Genomic DNA, 19,994 nt, shown 5'->3' on the forward strand with positions numbered 1-19,994 from the left:
AACTCATGAACGGATTGTGTCTATTTGCTGTAGAAACCCTGTACCGGACTGTTTTTCGTTATACTGGATATAACGCATGAACAGAAAGGAGATCTATTATGGATTTTGCTGTATTTCTTATAGGTACGCTGATGTTTGGAGCAGGTTTTGTACTGCTGCTGTTTTTTCTGGCTAAAAAAATCTCGCTCCTCATTCCATTTATTTTGATGGGAGCGGGTGTGATTATCTGTTTTGTCGGCCTCATTCTATCTTCACCTCTGACTGACCAGGACCGCAGTGCATCGTTAACAGAATATTCCGGTGCACCTGAAGTCTTCAGCCTTAAAGGTTAATGATCAATGCTGCACTCACTACAATAAGGAACACAATGCCTAAAAAAATAATAAACAACAGGTGTGTCATCGTGACCGGCGCATTTTCTTCTTTTTCCTGTTTGCGTGCAGCCACTCTTCGAACCGGTGCTTGTTCAGGCTGCATGTCATAATTCTGGTTGTTTTTTTCCTGTTGTTTCCATTCTCTTTTCAAACGGGCTTTTTCTTTTTTCCTTTTTATTTTTTTTCTGTGCTTTTCTTCTTCTGCCTGTTTTCTCTGCTCCTGCTTTTTCCTTTCTTCTTCCATTCGTTCCAATCTTTTTTTCTCCGTTCGTTTACCAGGCCTCTCTTCCATCATTAGTCCTTCTCTCCTTTTTCACTCCCGGGGTCAGCAGCTATCAACAGTTCTTTCAGCCTTTTTCTCCAGGAGAGTTCAAATATTTCATTTTTTTTCCTGCTTTGATGGGAACCGGGGGCCACCCAGTCGGCACTGCATAAATCGCAGCATTGTTCGGGCTTCTTTTTTAGTACTTCCCCAAAGTAGTGAAGCAGAGCTATGCGTCGGCAGTTCGATTCCTGCAGCCATCTCTCCATGCTGTGCAGCTTCTGCTGCTTCCATACCGTGCGCCGCTCTTTCACTTCTTTTATTTTATTCGGCAGTGAACCGCTGGACTCCTTTTTCCATTCCCGGTAATAATGCAGGAAAAAGCGCAGATGATTCTCCTCCCAGCCGCGATTTTGGGCAAGCTCTGCCCACCGGCTTTCCGGTGCCTCCTTATCAGCCAGAACATGGGACACGAGCCAGTCTATTTCTTCTTCTGCAGGAAACTCCATCTCAATAAAAAAACGCGGCAGGTAAATATCATCCTCTTTATATAATAAAAGAGCACTGCTTTTTTTTCCATCTCTTCCAGCCCGTCCAATTTCCTGAACATAAGACTCAAGATCTTTAGGGTAATGATAATGAATAATGTACCTGACGTCGGGCTTGTTTATACCCATGCCAAACGCATTCGTGCAGCATACAACGTCCAGCTCGTCCTGAAGAAACTGCTGCTGTACGAGAATTCTATCCTCCTGAAGCATTCCACCATGATAGGCTGATACACGTTTATTCGTATGGGCGGTAATAAATTCACTCATCTGCTCTGCTGCAGTCCGGCTGGAGAAATAAATCATGCCGGGATCCGGTGACCGTCTCACCACCTGCAGAAGTTCTTCATTTTTTTCTTCATCGGAGCTCGTTTTTTTTACATGAATCGATATATTCGGGCGATTGGTTGATTCTTTTACGACGAGCGGCTCTTTCATTTCCAACTGCCGGACGATGTCTTCCTGCACTTCGGGGGCTGCCGTTGCCGTAACCGCGAGTACCGGCGGGTTTCCCATTTCTTTCCGGGTTTCTTTAATTTTCAGGTAGTCTGTTCTAAACTCATGTCCCCACTGGGAAATACAGTGTGCTTCATCCACCGCAAGCAGTGATACAGCCACAGAACCGAGTGCCCGCTTTACTTTATCAAGCTGCAGGCTCTCTGGTGAAATAAACAATATTTTTAATTCAGGCAGTTTTCTCAATACGTCTTCTTTTTCGGAATAGGTTAAGAAACTGTTGTACATATCCACCTGCTTCATTTGCTTTTGCTGCATTTCCTGCATTTGGTTTTCCATTAAGGAAAGCAGCGGCGAAATAACAACGGTAAGACCGGACTGAAGATAAGCCGGCAGCTGATAGCAGACGGATTTGCCTGAGCCGGTCGCCATAACCGCAAGTACGTCCTCTTTTTGAAGCAGGGAACGGATAATCGTTTCCTGGCTGTTTCGAAACGACGCATAGCCAAAGTATGTTTTTAATTCATGTTGAAGATTCATCTGTCTTCCCTCCATAAAAGGCAAGCGTTAATCGTATATGAAAATAAGTAACATCATCAGGTAACTGCTCTTTAAGTTCTTTCATCTTTCTCGTCCGCCGGCTCTCGGATACTGCTTTAATTTTCTCCGCGTAGGCAGCCGGCACATAATCATCCAGCGGAAATGAACTGCTTTCCGAAGCAATTTCAATAATATGATCTTCAATCGTGCTTTGTTTTAAACGCCGAAGCTGACTGACTTTATCGAAAGACCAGCCTTCATCGAGAAGCCGCTTTGTTTCTGCTGCTGTTTTCGTCAGCCGGATCGAAGAGTCAACAGATGGAAGCATGCCTGCCAGAAGCGGAAAAGAAGGTGAATTCTGCTGAAGTACTTCTATTATATAGTGAAGAATTCCGTTGAACCTATATATTATTTCTTCTTCTTCCTGTTCCAATGCTTTAGCTATCTGCGAAAATGTCAGTCCCGTCCTGGCAGAACCGCCCAGCTTGTTTACTAAAATGGCAGCCTCCTGCTCGTCGGCTCTGCTCAGCAGTCTGTCCAATTCATGAAAGAGGGCCGCCGCCAGTTTTGTTTTTGCTTCCTTTCCCGTTGGCCATATCCGCTTAAGCCAGCGCAGAACAGCTTTTTCTTTAGTCACAGGGATAAAATGCCCCGAACCGGCCATGGAAAAAGACAAACACTGGACAAGCAGGGCCAGTCGGTTCCAGAAAATTTCGGCTGCAGCTCCATATTTCCATTGATTATATAATACCGGGCGCGAATATACAGACCAAAAGGCTTCGTCTATTTCTTTTGCCTCGGCTGATGTTTTGATAAAATCAGCAGAGACGAGCAGAAGATGGTTCTTCTGCATGTGAGAAATGTCGTTTTGAAACATTTCCATCGAAAGTTTAGGGAACACTCCGTACCATTCAGTCAATCCGTACCATTTCATATCCTGAATGGACTGGGAGCTTTTCTTGCCAGTTAGTATATGATAAACTGCCCCCGGCGTTCTGTCGCCTTCGAGTTTTAGTAACACGTGCAAAATGAGACGCCGCCGGAAATTCCATTCCATTCGCAGGTTTCCCCCTTGTTATCGCATGATTCCCCTGCGGGATTTCAGAAAATTAACGTCTTTAACTGTTGAAAAGTTTACCACGAAAGAATACAATATGAAATAGACGTTTGGGTTCTCCAGAAGAGCCCTGTTATTATTTTCACCTGATTAAATGAAGTAGGAGGTTATCGAAAATGGCTAAGTTTACAATCGTTGATAAAGATACATGCATCGCCTGCGGCGCCTGTGGTGCTGCTGCTCCCGATATTTATGACTATGACGATGAAGGTCTGGCGGAAGTAATCCTTGACGACAATAAAGGAATTACAGCAGTCCCTGAAGATCTTGAAGAAGATATGCTCGACGCATTTGAAGGCTGTCCGACCGATTCTATTAAAATCGCGGATGAAACCTTTGACGGCGATGCGCTTAAATTCGAATAAATGTTTGAATCCCTGTGAATAAGCAGGGATTTTTCCATTTGTACCGGCTTTACTCCTTATAGGCGAAATTGACACCTTTGTGAAGGTATGATACATTGCAATCATCTAAAAAGACAAATGTCCTTTTGAAGAGAACACCTGACTCCTGCAATGAGGGTAGTATCACGAAAGCTTCTGCCTCTCACGATGATTTCGTGCGGGCGGAAGCTTTCTATATATATTTAGAGAAAAATAGATTGAGGGAGAGTGGAGAGCACTATGATACAACATTCTACAACGGAAGATCAGCAGTCATCATCTGTCAAAGGACATTACCGCATTCTGGTTTCTGATGCGATGAGCAGTGAAGGGCTGGCCCCTTTACTGGAAAACAATCAGGTGGACTGCGTACAGCAGACTATTGAAGATACATCTGATCTACACAGCTATGACGCTTTGCTGGTCCGCAGCAGTACAACCGTAACAGCAGAATTAATGGACCAGATGACAAATTTAAAAATTGTAGCCCGTGCCGGTGTCGGTGTCGACAACATCGAAATTGAAGAAGCTACAAAGCGCGGTATTGTCGTTGTCAACGCCCCGGATGGCAACACGATTTCTACAGCTGAACATACCTTTGCGATGATTATTGCACTTGCCCGGAAAATCCCCCAGGCAAATGCTTCTATAAAAAACAAGAAATGGGATAGAAAATCATTTCAAGGCTCGGAGCTTAGAGGAAAAACGCTCGGTATTATCGGATTCGGCCGTATCGGTTCGGAACTGTCCAAACGTGCCCACAGTTTTGATATTAATGTGCTCGTTTACGATCCATTTCTTACGAAAGAACGCGCTGATAAAATGGGTGTAGAGCTAGCAGACCTGGATGCCATTCTCCGTGCATCTGACATTCTTACCGTACACACTCCTCTTACGAAAGATACAAAAGGACTTCTTGGCGAAGAAAATATTAAAAAAACAAAACCCGGCGTATTTCTTATTAACTGCGCACGCGGCGGCATCATAGATGAAAAAGCTCTTTACAACAACCTCGAAAGCGGTCATGTAGCAGGCGCGGCTCTTGATGTATTTGAAGAAGAACCGGCTAATGAAAATCCCCTGCTGGCATTTGATCAGGTCGTAGCTACACCGCACATTGCAGCCAGCACAAAAGAAGCCCAGCTGAATGTAGCCTCGCAGGTATCAGAAGAAGTGCTGCAGTTTTTGAACGGCATGCCGGCATTAAATTCCATCAACCTGCCGACCATGTCCAAGGAAATTTTCGATACGCTGCAGCCGTACTATGAGCTGACAAGAAAAATGGGAAATATCCTTTCCCAAAGCATGAAAACACCTGTTCAGGACATTGACGTACACTACAGCGGCGAAGTCACCGAACTTGAAACGAGCGTTCTGACAAGATCTCTGATCGCCGGATTTCTCAGCTCCCGCGTCGACGCTCCTGTAAATGATGTAAATGCAACCATCATTGCCAAAGAACGCGGTATCACGTATGGTGAAAAGCACCGCTCCGATGAGTCCGGTTATTCCAATCTAATTAAAGCGACGGTAAAAGGCGAAGGAAAGAAATTCTCCATTTATGGAACGTACGTTAAAGCATACGGTCCCCGTATTGTCCGCATTAACGACTTTAACGTTGACTTTTATCCGACCGGCCACTTAATTTATATTCAGCATACCGACCGTCCCGGCGTTATTGGGAAAATGGGACAGCTGCTTGGGAAGCACAACGTAAACATTGCTACCATGCAGGTGGGCCGCCGCCAGGAAGGTGGAGAGGCTATTATGATGCTTGCAGTCGATAAAGAGCCTAACCAGAATGTACTGGATGACTTAACGTCCATTGAAGAAATTATCATGGCAGATAAAATAGAAGTATAATAAGCAAAAAAAGCAGGGGCCGCCGCCTCTGCTTTTTTATCTTGTTCAGGTTTATTATAGACTATACACAGCTACTGCTTTTTCTTACGGGAACCCTTGAACACGATCGCACTTCTTTCGTATTCAATATCTGCTACTTTTTCTCTTGCATTGACTACCCGCGCAGCTGCAAAGAAATAATCAGACAGACGATTTAAATACTTAAACACATGTTCATTAATAGGCTCTTCTTTCATAAGCGACGCTGTAAGCCGTTCGGCTCTTCTCGTAACGGTGCGGAGAATATGCATTTCTGCTGCTGCAATTGAACCACCCGGCAGAATAAACCGCTGCAGCTCCGGTGCCTGTGGAATGTATTCGTCAATATGTTCTTCAAGGGCAGTGACCATTTCCGGCGTCACTTTAAATTCTGCATCTTCTTTCACATTGGCCAGGTCGCTTCCGCAGTCAAATAATTCATGCTGAATACGGATCAATTCACTTTTCATATCCGGAAACAGCTCATCGTCGAGCAGAGCAATCGCACGTCCTACAAATGAATTTAGTTCGTCGCAGGTCCCGTATGCTTCCACCCGAATATGGTCTTTATCCCGGCGTCCTCCAATAATACCTGTTGTTCCTTTATCTCCGCTTCTCGTATATAGCTTCATTTTATCTCATCCTTTCCATTTTACAGGCAGGCCGTACCAAACTTCATACACCTGCACTGCTTCTGTCATGAATCGTTGATACCATAATCCTACCGCATCACGAAGCTGTCTGTCTTTTTTTTCAACTGGAACGATTCCTTTGTTTAAATCTGTTCCAATCACCACCAGTTTTCGACCGGTATAGCTATTTTCCCATTTTATCAGGGTGCCATACCAGATATAAAAGGTCTCCGGTTCATCCAAATATCTCTTTACAGCTTCATCAAATGCTTCGATAACTACTACCCCTGTGTATTCATCTGGAAGATCGCAGTCTGACACGTCTGTCTCGTAAAAAGAATACCAGGCCCGTATCGGTTCTTCTTGATAATGTCGATACGCCCATTCTTTTTTTCCGTTCGCTGTGCCGCCTAAAATAAAATCCACTTATTTTCACCTTCCCTATATGATTACTGCTATAACAGCGGCAGTCCACCAGAGCAGAACTTCCGTTCCTTCCAGGGCAGCTCCTGCTGTGTCCCCATTCACGCCTCCAAGCTTCCGGACAAAAAAACGGTACAGTGCTGCTGTGCATAGGATAGTAACAGCTGCAAGACTTAGAGTAAAAGCAATCGAGAAGTAAAAAGCAGGCAGCAGAGATAACAAAGTGATACCGACGAGCCAGCGCATATCCGACGGTTTCCTGCCCTCTTGAAAAGAAGCTGCCAGCCCTACAGCAGACAACAGGGCTCCCCGGCTGACTACGACCGCCATTCCAGCCCGCGACAGCACGGGAACAGCAAATAAAGCTGCATAAAATAACGGGAGCGAAGTGTCGAGCATAACAACAATGGCCGTGAATTTTCCAGCCAATAGTAAAATAGTTGTCCATACAGCCCCGGAACCGACTAAAGGATCTTTCATTACGGCCAGTTTTTCTTCCCGCGGTTTCCAGGAAAGAACCGCATCGCTCACATCCATCCACCCATCCAGATGAAGCCCGCCTGACACGATGACAAAAGATGCGAGCACGAGAAAGCCTGCAGCATAAATGGGGAGGCCTATGCTTAACAGCCCTGTTCCCACAGCGGCAGCGATAACGGCAGCAAGGGTCCCGCATACCGGAAAGCTGAGCAGGGCCCGGCGCATCGCTGCAGGAGTCCATTCTACGGAACGGGTAACTGGAAATACGGTTAAAAAACCTACAGCCAGAAGCAGCCCCTCATACAGATGTTTTATATTTTTTGTCATCGGCTTTGTGTCTCCATTAACTCAATTAAATCATCTACGCTGATATGCTGTTCAAATGCAGCAGCAAGCTCGTCAAGGCGCTTATCTTTTTCTTTTTCATAGTAGACGGGCCTAAGCTGCGGCAGGCCTTTCTGCTTTCGCACCCGATTGAGCCAGCAGTTGCGCCATTCATCGTTATGAAACACATGATGAAGGTACGTGCCTGTTACTCTGCCTTCGTTACTTACAATTCCTTCCGGTCCACCGTCTTTATCAGAATAAAATAGCGGTACGTTCTCTGCCGAATATGTAATCGTAGAACGGCCGGTATGAATCTCATATCCATTAATAGGCTGATTGCTTCCTTGTGTACCGGTCCAGCGTTTTGTTGTTTTTTCTGCTTCAAACGACGTAACGACAGGCAGAATGCCAAGTCCTGCTGCGTTCATTCCGACTGTTCCGCTGTCATGGCCCCCGTCATCCATTAAGTTCTGTCCGAGCATCTGCAGGCCTCCGCAGATACCAACTGCCGTGCCTCCATTGGCAATATAACTCGTTAACAGACCGGCTGTCCCGTTTTTTTCCATATGATGCAGATCCAGAATCGTACTTCTTGTCCCAGGTATAATGACGGCATCCGGCTCACCAAAATCCTCGCCCGCATAGACGAAACGAATCGACACATCCGGTTCTGCTGTAAAAGGCTCGATGTCCGTATAGTTTGAAATATAAGGAAGCGCGATCACTGCGAGATCGATAGCGGATGCAGCCGTTTTTTCACGGGTCAGGCGGCTGAGCGATAGCGAATCTTCCCGCTCCATTTCAACATCGAGTTTAGGAAGCACGCCGAGTACTGGAGATACATGTTCTTCGATCCAGCTTACCCCGTCCGTAAACAAAGCCGGATCCCCGCGGAAGCGATTCACAATTACTCCTGAAAGCCTCTGCTGATGCGCAGGCGGAAGCAGTTTCTCCGTTCCGTACAGCTGGGCAAACACGCCCCCCCGCTCTATATCCGCAACCAGAACAGCGGGCACCGCCGCCATTTCAGCTGTATACAAATTAGCTAAGTCCGTATCCATTAAATTGATTTCAGCCGGACTGCCGGCGCCTTCCATAATAATAAAATCATATTCCTCTTCCAGCCGTTTAAGTGACATTTGGATTGCCTCTTTTGCCCGCGGCATAAACTCTCTTCGATAATCACCGGCCTGCGGGCTGCCCGAGGATACACCGCGGATAATCACTTCTGCTGTACTGTCACTTCGCGGCTTGAGCAGAACTGGATTCATGTCCACTGTTGCTTCCGTTCTGCATGCTTCGGCCTGTAATCCCTGTGAACGGCCGATTTCCCGGCTTTCTGCAGTAATATATGAATTATTGGACATGTTCTGCCCTTTAAAAGGAGCAACGGATAACCCCCGGTTGGCCAGCGCTCTGCATAGTGCTGTCACGATGTAGCTTTTTCCGGCATCAGAGGTGGTTCCCCATACCATTAATCCTTTCATTGCCATTCTCCTTTCATGGGACGGAGGCATCCGTAATTAACGGTTCCAGCCAGATCTGCTTTTTCCACGAGCCGGCAGGACAGCCATCCCTGTATTTTCAGAAAATGCACCATATCCGGATGAACCGCAGGCTGATGACTGATATCACTGCTGACAATCAAAAGAGTCGCACTTTTTTTCTCGAGTGCAATGACAGCTTCCAGCATATGAGCTGGGCTCTTTCGCCCGTCCCATCTATCCGACACAAACATCTCATTTCCGAGCCAGGTCGTTAAGCAGTCCAGCAGCACATGATCTCCCGGGTTTATATGCTCCAGAGTCTGCTCCAGATCATATGGCTGTTCAATGGTAACCCACGGTATATGTGCGTTTTTTCTTGTCAGCTGGTGATCCCCAATACGCCTTTCCATCTCTGCATCCTGCGGATCTGCTGTGGCAAGGTACACTTTGCGCCCGTTGGCTCTTTCTTGAATATAACTTTCGGCAAATGACGTTTTTCCGCTTTTTGCTCCGCCTTCGATAAAAATTAACATTCCGTCAGGTCTTCCTTAAGCATATGCAGCAGCCGGTCATTATCCTGTTTTTGTTTAACAGCTATCCGGATATAACGGCCTTCAAGCCCTCGAAATGAATACGTATGGCGAAGCATAAACCCCTGTGCTGCGGCTCTTTTTAGTACCGGAAGCATAGAGCTCTGCCCGGAACGGCCTATTAAATAATAGTTCACCGTGCTCGGACTTACATAGTAACCTGCTTTTTTTAATAAAGGCAGCAGCCGTGAACGTTCTGCTTCTACAAATTGAGCTGTTTGTTCCCTGAAAAAGTCCAAGCCGGAAGCAAACCGCATCGCTTTTTCAGCAGTAGATCCGATGTTCCATGACGGCGTCCGCTCCTGCATTTTTTTAATAAAGGCCGGCGGAGCTACCGCATATCCAGCGCGGATTCCCGGCACCGCGTACATCTTGGTTAGAGACCGCAGGATAATAACGTACGGATTCGATTGATCAGCCGTCATACGGTATGTTACCGGATTTGTCTGAAAATCAAAAAATGCTTCATCAATAACAAGGTATATCCCGCGTTCTTCGCACGCTTGCATGACCGCAGCCATCGTTTTTCTGCTTTGAACGGTTCCGGTCGGATTGTTTGGATTGCAGAGCCAGACCGAACCTACACCGTCCAGTGCCCCTTTAAAAGCAGCCGAATCGATCTCCCAACCGTCCTCTTCCAATGTTAAAAAACTCTGCACCTCCCCCCCATAAGCCTGCAGAGCCTTTCGGTATTCAGAAAAAGTCGGTTCAATAATTATTGCCTTTTGATCTGCAAATAATGAAGCCGTGATATAAATTAATTCGGAAGCTCCGTTGCCCGGGTGAATAAAGGATGGTTCCACCTCGTTCCAGGCTGCCAGATCTTTGATCAGATCTGTATACTGATAATCCGGATAGTGGTGAATATCAGCGGCCCAGCCCGGCAGTTCTGCGAGCAGGGCTGGCGGAGCTCCCAATGGGTTCGTGTTCACGCTGAAATCTATTATGTTCTCCGGGGCAGACTGTTCTATTTTTTTCATAAAAGCAGCCGGCATTGCTCCATGTTCAGGCCAATCCAAGATAAATCACTCCTCCTATCCACGCTGCTGCAAGAAAAAGTATAATCGTCATATCCCATACGAACATACTTTCCTTAATTCTTTCCTTATTTAATGGAAGCGTTCCCACTCCTAAATAAGGTCGGTTCCTGACTGTACCGTGGTAGACAGCAGGTCCTCCCAGCTTAGTAAACAATACAGCTGACATTGCCGACTCTCCGAAACCTGCGTTTGGGCTTTCATGGAGCCGGGCATGGGCTGCCGTGTCTTTCCATGTTTTCAAAAGCGTCTGCCTTTTCAGCCATACTGAACCGAATCCCATAAGAAAAGCAGTCAGGCGGGCGGGCAGTAAATTTAGCAGATCATCTGTTTTTGCAGCGCCAAAGCCAAAAGAAGCATGCTTTTCCGTTTTATAGCCAATCATTGCATCAGCTGTATTAAAAAAGCGGTAGCAGACCGCAAGAGGCGCTCCTCCGAGAAGTGCATAAAAAAGCGGTGCCGTTACACTATCCGAAGCATTTTCTCCTGTACTCTCCACGACGGAACGGGAAATCTGCTGTTCTGTCATAGCCGATGTATCCCTGGACACGATATAAGACGTTAAAAGTCTCGCTTTTTCCAGGTGTCCATTGGCTAATTCCTGGTGAATATCTGCAGCCGAGCGCTTCATACTGCGACCGCCGATCATCAGCCAGATAATTACAGCTTCTACTACAATACCCGCAGCCGGTGCCAGAGCATAAAACAGGCTGATGAAACCAAATGCCGCCCCGGTTAAACCTAAAGCAGCTGCGTAAACGAGTACAAGGCCTTTAATCTGTTTGGCCCGTTCTGACCCTCTATTTCCCTGCCTATCCAGAAAATGAAGGATGTTTCCCATGAGGATAACCGGATGCCAGCCTTTATGAGGGTCGCCAAACAGCTGATCAAGCAGATACGCAGCAGTCACTGCGGTCAGATGAAAGATTAGTATCATGATTTTAAAGCCTCTTTCTTTTAGTTCCTATTTTTCCAATGCATGATACACACTGTCGTATACAGCTTTTGCCACATGCCTGCCCAGCACAGTAGCCGTGCCGCCATAAGGGTGATGCATCCCTTTCTGCGTAGCAGCTACCATCAGGCTGTCTGTCGACGTTCCAGTCGCTGCAGTGCCCGTTACCTGGTCTTTAATATTCCGGTCCATAAGCGCTCTTGTTTTTGCTTCGGTAGCTGTCATCATAACCTGGGCAAATGCCGCTTCCGGCAGCCAACCGTCTATAAATATCCAAATATTTATTGTGCCTATCTCCATTTGAATATGCTGTTCGTAAGCCCTGGAGGCATCAAGGGCATTGGAAACACCCGCTGTTGCCATCACCCAGACATCAGCGCCTTCTATCGTTCTTCTTATATCCCTGCCGTTTTCCAGCCTGGCTGCTGTCATCATCCCCACCGCTTCATCCGGATCAATCAGCTGTTTTTTCATATAATCGATATATTCCTGCTTTGCATCATCAATATTATAATCAAGCGCTACGTGACGGTTCACGAACACTTTGTGCCAGCCGAACCCCTCTCCAATAATTGAAGAAGAGAACGTTTTCCAGTAGTCCTCAGATGTTATCTGCACAAGTTCCAGACTTCGCTGGACGTTCATCCGGTCGATAGCAGCTTCTTCTTTATCTTTAGCAGCTCTTGGGGTTAACGTAATTAACGGGCTCGGAACAGCCGGGTGGGCTTTTCGGTGAACCGAAGCCGAATATACCTGCTCAATTTTATCTTTTTTCAGAACAGCTCCCGGTTTACCTGTTCCCGCATCCCGACCTTCGTTAAGAAGCATCAGACGATCACAAAACATCGCTGCCATATTCAAATCATGTAAAATAGCGACCACGGTTATTTTTCTCGCGCTTGTCCATTCCCGAAGGGTATTAAGCAGATTCATCTGATGGGAAATATCCAGATGATTTGTCGGCTCATCCAGAAGCAGAATCTGCGGCTCCTGAGCGAGGGCTCGGGCTAAGAGTACCCGCTGTTTTTCCCCGCCGCTTAGCGTTTCCATAGGAAGATCTGCAAATGGTTCTACTTTGGTTTCCTGCATCGCCTGTTCCACGATTCTTTTGTCTTCTGCCTTGGCATTGTTAAACCAGCCGCTCTGATGCGGATAGCGCCCGAGTTCCACAACCTGCCTGGCCGTATAGGAAAAAGTGGTTTCTGTATGCTGGGGAAGCACGGCGATTTTTTTGGCCAGATCTTTATTGGAAAAGGCTGAAAGCGGCCTGCCGTCTATTTCAATGGAGCCTGAATTGGTTTCCAGCCCGCGGTACATACATTTAAGAAGAGTGGACTTTCCGCTCCCGTTCGGCCCAATAATACCAAAAATTTCATGCTCTTTTACAGCTAAGGAAATATTTTTAATAATATCTTCTCCACCGTACCCTGCCGTAAGCTGGTGAACGTTAAACAGCATCTGTCTACCTCCTTTTTCCAATTTGTCTCGTCAGGCGCCGCTGCTGGAAAAGCAGCAGCCCAAAAACAGGAGCTCCTGCTACTGCTGTAATTACCCCGATCGGCAGTTCCGTCGGCGCAATAATCGTACGGGCCAACAGATCCGTCAGAGCCAGAAACCCGCCGCCGATAAGCATAGAGAGCGGCAGCAGATGACGATGATCCGGTCCCCAGATCAGCCGGGTTAAATGAGGAATAACGAGTCCGACAAATCCAATCGTTCCGGACACAGCCACCGCGGATCCGGTAATAATCGACGCGGCAGCTAATATAGCCATCCGCCGGACTTTTGTATTTACGCCAAGTGTCTTCGCCGTCTCTTCTCCAAAAACGAGGGCGTTCAACTCTTTAGCATTCCATAATAAAATCAGGCACCCTACGATAAAGAAAGGCAGGACCAATCCTACGTACTCCCATCCTCTCATCGCTACACTTCCCATGAGCCAGCTGATAATCTGCCTGAGCTCATCTCCTGTTAAAGCAATCATTAACGAGATTAATGATCCTAAAAACGAGCTGAAAATAATGCCGGCTAAAATAATGGTCTCTGTAGAAAGGCTCCGTTCAATCGCTTTAACAAACCCAAGCAGCAGAAGCAGCGTTATCATTCCAAACAATACGCTTACTGCCGGCAGGGTGAAACGTCCCAGACCCGGAATGGAAAGCCCTAAAAACAACACGGTTACCGCTCCCAGGGAGGAACCTGAAGACACTCCGAGAGTGTAAGGATCGGCAAGCGGGTTTTTTAATAATCCTTGAAAGGCAGCGCCTGCAATTGCAAGCCCTGCCCCTACAAGTACCGCTAACAAAACTCTAGGCAGCCTTATTTCTTTAATAATATTAACAAATGTTGTATCAAGGTGAGGCGGAAAGTCCAGTCCGAGCGCCGTGCGCCCGATAATTTCGGCACTGGCTGCAAATGGCACCTGCACGCTTCCAACAGAAACCCCCACTACAATACTTGCCGCCAAAAAGACTAAAGCTGCAATGTATGCCGCTGGTTTATTGTTCTTCAGTGAAGACATCCGGATACACCACTTCTGCCATATGCTGCAGGCCATCTGTCAAACGTGGCCCCGGCCGGCTTACCAGATCACTTTCCAAATCATAAACTTCCTCATTTTCAATGGCAGGCACATCCGACCAGCCATCACGGTTTAAGATATTTTCGGTGGAATTTTCCACTCTAAATCCGTATGTTGTAACAATAACATCCGGGTTCAGTGCAACAGCATCCTCTTCTGTATAAGGGACCCAGCCTTCTTCTTCGGCGGCGGCATTATCTGCCTGAATGATATCGAGCATTTCATCCATAAACGTATTTTGACCGGTAGTATAGATATTCGGCGGCGCGTCCACCTCTACCCAGACGGTTTTGCGGTCTTCTTCAGAGATTGCAGAGGCTGTTTCTTCAATAGAAGCGACATCCTCTTCCATCGTCTCTATCATAGCATCTGCTTCTTCTTGTGTTCCTGTCGCCTGTCCGATCATGTTGATCGTATCGTACGTCTCTTCAAATGATGTCGCATCATTTACTACGAGAATTTCCGCTCCGGCGTCTTCCAGCTGATTTAATCCTTCTTCTGAATTTTGAACAGCAGAAGAATCGGCCAAAATAAGATCCGGCTCAAGAGAAAGAACCGTCTCCACATCAAAATCAAGACCGCCGACACTCTGCTTTTCCTGAGCTTCTTCCGGATACGTATCAAAATCGGTTACTCCGACAATTTGTTCTTCCAGTCCGAGAGCAAACGCAATTTCCGTATTACTTGGCAGCAGGCTTACAATATTTCCCGGCTTTTCTTCGATCGTCATTTCTTCTCCCATGCCATCGGTCAAAGTGACGGGATACCCTTCCGACTGCTCGGTGCTTTCTTGTTCAGAGCTTTCCTGCCCTTGTTCTTCTCCTGTTTCTCCGCCGCAGGCAGCGAGTGCAGCAGCCATTCCCGCCGTCATTGTTAATAATAACGTTTTTTTCATGTCACATTCCCCCTTGAGTGGTATGTCCTACAAATCCAGAAAATCAGGAGCCTATTATTGAGCTCTATGTAAGATAATAAGAAAAGCTCTTCCCTAAAGTGGGAAGAGCGGACATACGCCCCTGCTGCATGCAGCGGAAACGTTTTATATCCGGCATCCTCTTATCCCCGAGAGTGCAGCACCGATTACATATATGGCAGGTATCCTGACTTATGCCCAATTCAAAGATCCTTCCCGTTCTTACAGAACAGTGGAGTACTTCTTTGAAAGCTGCACTTACAGTGGCGGGACCGTACCGGCATTTCACCGGTTTCCCTTTTAACGGAAAGAGCATTCTTTCCGACCATATATATTCTATTCTATTCATTTATAAGGACAATCTTCTTTAGTATACATTATCGGTCTTCGATACACAGCAATTATCGGACAAATCCCTTATCCTTTTTTCCGGCAGATAAAAATCTGACGGGGAGATCTGCTGTGATCGTATTCTGCAGCATTGTAATCCCCAAAGAAATACACAGGCTCCAGCTGGTATCGTTCAAGCATACGCCGCAGCTGCTCTTCTTCATAAAGCTTGACCCGTTCCACGTAACGTCTCTCTGCTCCGTCTTCTTTAATCGTAATCTTCTTTTCCACATAATCTCTGCCGGCATGCCTTTCCTGGATAACCGTCATTCCATCTTTTTCCGATTCATCAAATGCAACAATATTTTCACGGATGTACGATGGATTCAAATAATCAAACAAGAACCATCCGCCGGGAAGTAAAGCATCCGCTGCTTTTTGGAACACGAGCTCGTTTTCTTCGTCTTCCAGAAAGTAACCGAAACTGGTAAAAACGTTAAAGGCGGCCTCAAATTCCTGTTTGAGCTCAACGGTGCGGATGTCAGCACGCCTGTACTGCACCGGTAAATCATTTGTAAGGTCAATCGCCTTTTTTAAAAGTGCCGGAGAGAGATCAATCCCTGTCACATCGATTCCTTTTCTGCCCAGCCATCTGGCGTGCCTGCCGTTTCCACAGCATAAATCAACAGCCTTCATTCCTTTTTCCATTGGCATGTAGGACATGAGCGACTGCAGTTCTCCAGCCGCTTTTGTTTCATCCCGGTGATCGTATACTTTCAAATAATCTTCCTGAAAATGTTCCTCAAACCAGGCTTTCATTTTTTCCCCTCCTACAGTTCTTCATATTTTTCATTATCCGAAGGGATATAAAAACGAAAGGTCGTTCCCTCGTTCATTCTGCTCTGCGCAGCAATATAGCCGCCGTGTGCTTCTACAATATTCTTGGCGATAGCCAGACCGAGCCCGGTGCCCCCCTTGCTGCGTGTCCGCGCTTTGTCTGCTTTATAGAACCGCTCAAAAATAAATGGCAGGTCCTCTTCCGGTATTCCTGTCCCGTTATCAATAACGGCGGCTGATAAGCCGTCGGCGTCATTCGTCATTTCCAGAAGAACACGGCCTCCTGCTTCTGTATGCCGGATCGCATTATGGACGAGATTTGTTAATACTTGTTCTATTCGATCCGCATCAGCCAGAACAAATGCTTCCTCTCCTTTTACGGAAGACTCCAGCGTCAGCTCTGCTTCTGATGACAGTCCCTGAAACTTCTTTTCCATTTTTTCTGTTAACATTTTAACATCCATCCACTCTTTTTCCAGATGAAGATAGCCTGCTTCCATCCTGGCCAGATCCAACAGTTCATTGACAAGACGTCCCATACGCAGCGACTCTTCATAAATAATCTGCCCGATTTCTTTTTTCTCTTCTTCTGTTGCAGCAATACCATCTACGATCGCTTCGCTGTAACCCTGCAGCATCGAAATCGGTGTTCTTAGTTCATGGGAAACATTCGCAATAAAGTCTTTGCGCAGTTTATCGTGCTGACGTTCCTCCGTCATATCACGGATAACCGCTACGGCACCCCTGACAAACGTTTCATCATATAAAGGCGTCATTAGTACAGCGTAGCTGCGTCCCTGAACATCGACCTCAGCGAGCTGCTCCTGTTCCATGCCGACCACCTGCTGAAATATTTTTTTCATTTCTTTCGGAAGAGGACTGGTTTTGCCCTCCTGCTCATTTTGGTACTCAAGTGCTAATAGAAATCGGTCTGCCGGCGGATTGGTCAGAACGACTGTACCTTTGCGGTCAATCGTAATTACTCCATCCGCCATGCTGAGCAGAATACGGCTGAGCTGCTCTTTTTCCTGATTGAGTTCCGTAATGTTTTGATTTAATTTCCGCCTCATCCGATTGAAGGCGTTACCAAGCTGGCCGATCTCATCATTGGAAATAACCGGCACTTTCGTTTCGAAATCACCTTTGACAACATCGAGTGCCAACTGCCTCATTTTCCGCAGCGGAGCCGTAATTCTTGTGGATAGAAAAAAAGTAAACACGGTCGTTAAAACGATGGCAATACCTGCCGACAGCAGAATAATCTGCTGCGTTTCGCCCGTAGTGTCTTCAATTACATTAAGCGACTGATATAAAAACAGCGAGCTTTCTTCCCCGTCGTTTGATACGAACGGCACGCCGACTACAAAGATTTCATCTTCTTCCTCTTCGCCGCTTCCAGAAAAGTCGCCGTGCATTGTCACGTCTTCACGCTCATTGATCACGCCGGATAAGCGATTGTCTTCATAAAATCGTTCAACCGGCAGAAATATGTTGTTGGAATGGTCAATCTCCGGATACCAGGGCTCATCCTCTGTAATAACGAGCACCTGTGTGTTATACGATGCGGCCATACGTTCAATCAGCGGTCTTGTTGTTTCTTCCTCCTGCTCTTCGAGAATGCTTACCATCACATTCGCATGATTGGTCAGCTGCTCTTCTGCTTCGGAAATATGATACTGTTCAAAAAACTGCAGAAGCAGAAACGTCAGGATAAGAAGAACGACAAGCACTAACAATAAAATAGTCAGCCACAGTTTCCCAACTACGCTCCGCCACAGCATTAGTCTTTCGCTGCCTCGAATTTATAGCCTACCCCCCACACGGTTGAAATCATGTTCGCTGCTTCTTCGGAAATACGGCTTAATTTTTCACGAAGACGTTTTACATGCGTATCCACGGTGCGCAGATCACCGAAAAAGTCGTAGTTCCACACATCTTTTAACAGCTGCTCTCTGGAAAAGACTTTGTCCGGCGACTGAGCCAGGTACAGAAGAAGTTCGTATTCTTTTGGTGTAAGGCCCACCGCCTTTTCGTTCACCGTCACGCGGTGCGCATCGTTATCAATCGTAAGATGAGGAAATACCAGTATATTTTTCGCTTCCGTTTCCGTCTGCAGGAATTTTGTTGCTGAGGACCTGCGCAGAAGTGCTTTAATCCGCAGAATCACTTCCCGCGGGCTGAACGGTTTGACAATATAATCATCCGCACCAATTTCAAAGCCCTGCACCCGGTTGGCTTCTTCTCCTTTAGCGGTAAGCATAATAACCGGAGTCGCTTTTGTTTTTCTAAGCTCCTGACAGACTTCTTCCCCGTCCATGCCTGGAAGCATTAAATCCAGAAGGATCACATCGAATTCTTCGTTTAACGCTGTTTCCAGCGCCTCTTCCCCATTTTCAGCTTCCACTACGATAAATTCTTCTTTCTCTAAATACATTTTCAAAAGACGACGGATGCGGTCTTCGTCATCTACTACCAATACTCTTGTTTCCTGTGTCATATATTGCTGCCTCCTTATTGCCTTTTACTCGAACTCTCCTGCCTATTTTAGCACGATTCGCTCTATTCTCTCATCTCCCGCCACTTATCGCAGCCACTCTTCTATAGATTGTAAAAAAAGACTTCCCCCGTGAAGGTTCAGTCTTTTCGGTAAAAGTCATGCATATGAATGCAGACCGGCAATAACTAAATTAACAAAAACGAGGTTGAACATAATAATAGCAAAGCCAATTACGCACAGCCAGGCTGAGCGTTCCCCATGCCATCCGCGGGTTAAGCGGAGGTGAAGATAAGCTGCGTAAAACAAAAAGGTAATCAATGCCCATACTTCTTTAGGATCCCATCCCCAGAACCGTGTCCAGGCAATCTGGGCCCAGATCATCGCAAAAATAAGCCCTCCCAGTGTAAAGATAGGAAATCCTATTGCTATCGCTCTGTAGCTCAGTTCGTCAATCTTATCCGGGCTCACGCCGCGGATAAGCGGCTGCAGAAATTGACTTAACGGCTTGCGCAGCACAAGGCGTACAATGAAATATAAAACAATGGCTGCCGCAAATGTCCAAACGAGCGTGTTGGCATCATCGCTTCGTATCCATTCCGGAAGAAGGAAAAGAGGCTCCCAGCTTCCCTGTTGAATGAGCTCACCGTTGTTTGGCCCGAGAATCGGAGGCAGTTCGTAAATCATTTCTGCCTGCATACCGTTTTCATCTGTGTACTGGAATACCGTCTGATAGCCAAATAGATTAAACGCGTAGCGTATTATCACAAAGGCTACAACGGTAAGCATACTGAACATAATAAATTCCAGCCAGAATACTTTTTTTCCGCCCCTTTTAAAATCAACCGTTCGGATCAAATAAATCAGGCCGGCTACAAACCCAATCCCCAGTATGCCCTGGCCAAGTGCCGTTGTGGTTACATGAATCTGCAGCCAATAACTCTGCAGAGCAGGTATTAACGGCTCTACTTCCGTTGGAAAAATGGAGGCATAGGCGATAATCAGCATAATGATCGGCATAGCAAACATGCCCAGTACATTGGATTTGTAAATGGAATACAAAATCAAAAAGGCAAATCCAATCGCTATACCGAGAAACGTCGTATATTCAAACATATTGCTGACCGGAGCATGACCGGAAGCCATCCAGCGTGTAATGAAATAGCCTATGGCAAATAGAAAGCCGCCTAAAGCTGCCAAAAATCCGAGCGTCCCCCATTTATTCCCATTCATATCACCGAATTTATCCCGCCATTTTCTGCCGGTTACAGAGACGGCAAAAAGAATAGTCGCGAGTAAATAAAGGAAAAAAGCCGTCAATAATAGATTTCCGCTGAGCTGCTCCAT

The 19,994-nt window shown here is 46.5% G+C and carries 20 protein-coding genes and 1 riboswitch; of the genes, 3 read left to right on the forward strand and 17 right to left on the reverse strand.

Annotation, left to right across the window (positions count from 1 at the left end; all coding sequences use genetic code 11):
• Nucleotides 1-98 precede the first annotated feature (98 nt).
• Complete coding sequence (locus tag AC5W14_RS07000) at nucleotides 99-332, forward strand: hypothetical protein (RefSeq protein ID WP_496058626.1); 234 nt, start codon at nucleotides 99-101, stop codon at nucleotides 330-332.
• Here the strand turns inward: AC5W14_RS07000 and AC5W14_RS07005 are convergent.
• Genes AC5W14_RS07005 through AC5W14_RS07015 form a run of 3 tightly spaced genes read right to left on the reverse strand, consistent with a single transcriptional unit; the run spans nucleotide 322 to nucleotide 3,237 of the window.
• Nucleotides 322-669, reverse strand: a complete 348-nt coding sequence (locus tag AC5W14_RS07005) for a hypothetical protein (protein ID WP_496194002.1) — start codon at nucleotides 667-669, stop codon at nucleotides 322-324. The genes AC5W14_RS07000 and AC5W14_RS07005 overlap by 11 nt on opposite strands.
• Nucleotides 669-2,180, reverse strand: a complete 1,512-nt coding sequence (locus AC5W14_RS07010) for a RecQ family ATP-dependent DNA helicase (protein WP_496194003.1) — start codon at nucleotides 2,178-2,180, stop codon at nucleotides 669-671. Before AC5W14_RS07010 ends, AC5W14_RS07005 begins: the two co-directional genes overlap by 1 nt.
• Nucleotides 2,164-3,237: a YpbB family protein gene (locus AC5W14_RS07015; protein WP_496194004.1), complete on the reverse strand. Its 1,074-nt coding sequence runs from the start codon at nucleotides 3,235-3,237 to the stop codon at nucleotides 2,164-2,166. The genes AC5W14_RS07010 and AC5W14_RS07015 overlap by 17 nt, the downstream gene beginning before the upstream one ends.
• 176 nt (nucleotides 3,238-3,413) lie before the next feature.
• Between AC5W14_RS07015 and AC5W14_RS07020 the strand changes: the two genes are divergently transcribed.
• Nucleotides 3,414-3,662, forward strand: coding sequence for a ferredoxin (locus AC5W14_RS07020; protein ID WP_496058630.1), 249 nt, complete (start codon nucleotides 3,414-3,416; stop codon nucleotides 3,660-3,662).
• 258 nt (nucleotides 3,663-3,920) lie between these two features.
• Nucleotides 3,921-5,543 (forward strand): phosphoglycerate dehydrogenase, encoded by a 1,623-nt coding sequence (gene serA / locus AC5W14_RS07025; protein WP_496194005.1) that lies wholly within the window; start codon nucleotides 3,921-3,923, stop codon nucleotides 5,541-5,543.
• 71 nt (nucleotides 5,544-5,614) lie between these two features.
• Here serA and AC5W14_RS07030 read toward each other — a convergent pair whose 3' ends face one another.
• From AC5W14_RS07030 to ccsB, 14 genes are all read right to left on the reverse strand, one after another.
• Complete coding sequence (locus AC5W14_RS07030; RefSeq protein ID WP_496194006.1) at nucleotides 5,615-6,193, reverse strand: cob(I)yrinic acid a,c-diamide adenosyltransferase; 579 nt, start codon at nucleotides 6,191-6,193, stop codon at nucleotides 5,615-5,617.
• A 6-nt stretch (nucleotides 6,194-6,199) separates the two neighbouring features.
• Entirely contained in the window at nucleotides 6,200-6,619 is a 420-nt protein-coding gene (locus tag AC5W14_RS07035; RefSeq protein ID WP_496194007.1) for a bifunctional adenosylcobinamide kinase/adenosylcobinamide-phosphate guanylyltransferase, read from the reverse strand.
• A 15-nt stretch (nucleotides 6,620-6,634) separates the two neighbouring features.
• A complete protein-coding gene (locus AC5W14_RS07040; RefSeq protein WP_496194008.1) occupies nucleotides 6,635-7,423 on the reverse strand; it encodes an adenosylcobinamide-GDP ribazoletransferase in 789 nt (262 codons plus the stop codon).
• A complete protein-coding gene (locus AC5W14_RS07045; RefSeq protein WP_496194009.1) occupies nucleotides 7,420-8,910 on the reverse strand; it encodes a cobyric acid synthase in 1,491 nt (496 codons plus the stop codon). The genes AC5W14_RS07040 and AC5W14_RS07045 overlap by 4 nt, the downstream gene beginning before the upstream one ends.
• Nucleotides 8,907-9,443 carry a bifunctional adenosylcobinamide kinase/adenosylcobinamide-phosphate guanylyltransferase gene (locus AC5W14_RS07050; RefSeq protein WP_496058636.1) on the reverse strand — a complete coding sequence of 179 codons (537 nt, stop codon included), beginning with the start codon at nucleotides 9,441-9,443 and terminating at the stop codon, nucleotides 8,907-8,909. The genes AC5W14_RS07045 and AC5W14_RS07050 overlap by 4 nt, the downstream gene beginning before the upstream one ends.
• Nucleotides 9,437-10,519: a pyridoxal phosphate-dependent aminotransferase gene (locus AC5W14_RS07055; protein WP_496058637.1), complete on the reverse strand. Its 1,083-nt coding sequence runs from the start codon at nucleotides 10,517-10,519 to the stop codon at nucleotides 9,437-9,439. Before AC5W14_RS07055 ends, AC5W14_RS07050 begins: the two co-directional genes overlap by 7 nt.
• Nucleotides 10,506-11,474: an adenosylcobinamide-phosphate synthase CbiB gene (gene cbiB / locus AC5W14_RS07060; protein WP_496058638.1), complete on the reverse strand. Its 969-nt coding sequence runs from the start codon at nucleotides 11,472-11,474 to the stop codon at nucleotides 10,506-10,508. Before cbiB ends, AC5W14_RS07055 begins: the two co-directional genes overlap by 14 nt.
• 27 nt (nucleotides 11,475-11,501) lie before the next feature.
• Complete coding sequence (locus tag AC5W14_RS07065) at nucleotides 11,502-12,950, reverse strand: heme ABC transporter ATP-binding protein (protein ID WP_496194010.1); 1,449 nt, start codon at nucleotides 12,948-12,950, stop codon at nucleotides 11,502-11,504.
• Between the two features lie 4 nt (nucleotides 12,951-12,954).
• Nucleotides 12,955-14,013 carry a FecCD family ABC transporter permease gene (locus tag AC5W14_RS07070; protein WP_496194011.1) on the reverse strand — a complete coding sequence of 353 codons (1,059 nt, stop codon included), beginning with the start codon at nucleotides 14,011-14,013 and terminating at the stop codon, nucleotides 12,955-12,957.
• A complete protein-coding gene (locus AC5W14_RS07075) occupies nucleotides 13,991-14,968 on the reverse strand; it encodes an ABC transporter substrate-binding protein (RefSeq protein WP_496194012.1) in 978 nt (325 codons plus the stop codon). The genes AC5W14_RS07070 and AC5W14_RS07075 overlap by 23 nt, the downstream gene beginning before the upstream one ends.
• A 178-nt stretch (nucleotides 14,969-15,146) precedes the next feature.
• Nucleotides 15,147-15,331: riboswitch (cobalamin riboswitch) on the reverse strand.
• A gap of 72 nt (nucleotides 15,332-15,403) precedes the next feature.
• The gene (locus AC5W14_RS07080) at nucleotides 15,404-16,135 is read right to left on the reverse strand and encodes a class I SAM-dependent methyltransferase (RefSeq protein ID WP_496194013.1); all 732 of its coding nucleotides are present in this window, start codon (nucleotides 16,133-16,135) and stop codon (nucleotides 15,404-15,406) included.
• Nucleotides 16,136-16,146: 11 nt separating this feature from the next.
• The gene (locus tag AC5W14_RS07085) at nucleotides 16,147-17,934 is read right to left on the reverse strand and encodes an ATP-binding protein (RefSeq protein WP_496194014.1); all 1,788 of its coding nucleotides are present in this window, start codon (nucleotides 17,932-17,934) and stop codon (nucleotides 16,147-16,149) included.
• On the reverse strand, nucleotides 17,934-18,650 hold the full coding sequence (locus tag AC5W14_RS07090) for a response regulator transcription factor (RefSeq protein ID WP_496058644.1): 717 nt from the start codon (nucleotides 18,648-18,650) through the stop codon (nucleotides 17,934-17,936). Before AC5W14_RS07090 ends, AC5W14_RS07085 begins: the two co-directional genes overlap by 1 nt.
• Before the next feature lie 156 nt (nucleotides 18,651-18,806).
• Nucleotides 18,807-19,994 carry a c-type cytochrome biogenesis protein CcsB gene (ccsB, locus tag AC5W14_RS07095; protein ID WP_496194015.1) on the reverse strand — a complete coding sequence of 396 codons (1,188 nt, stop codon included), beginning with the start codon at nucleotides 19,992-19,994 and terminating at the stop codon, nucleotides 18,807-18,809.

Source organism: Sinobaca sp. TMA16-18, assembly GCF_059510535.1.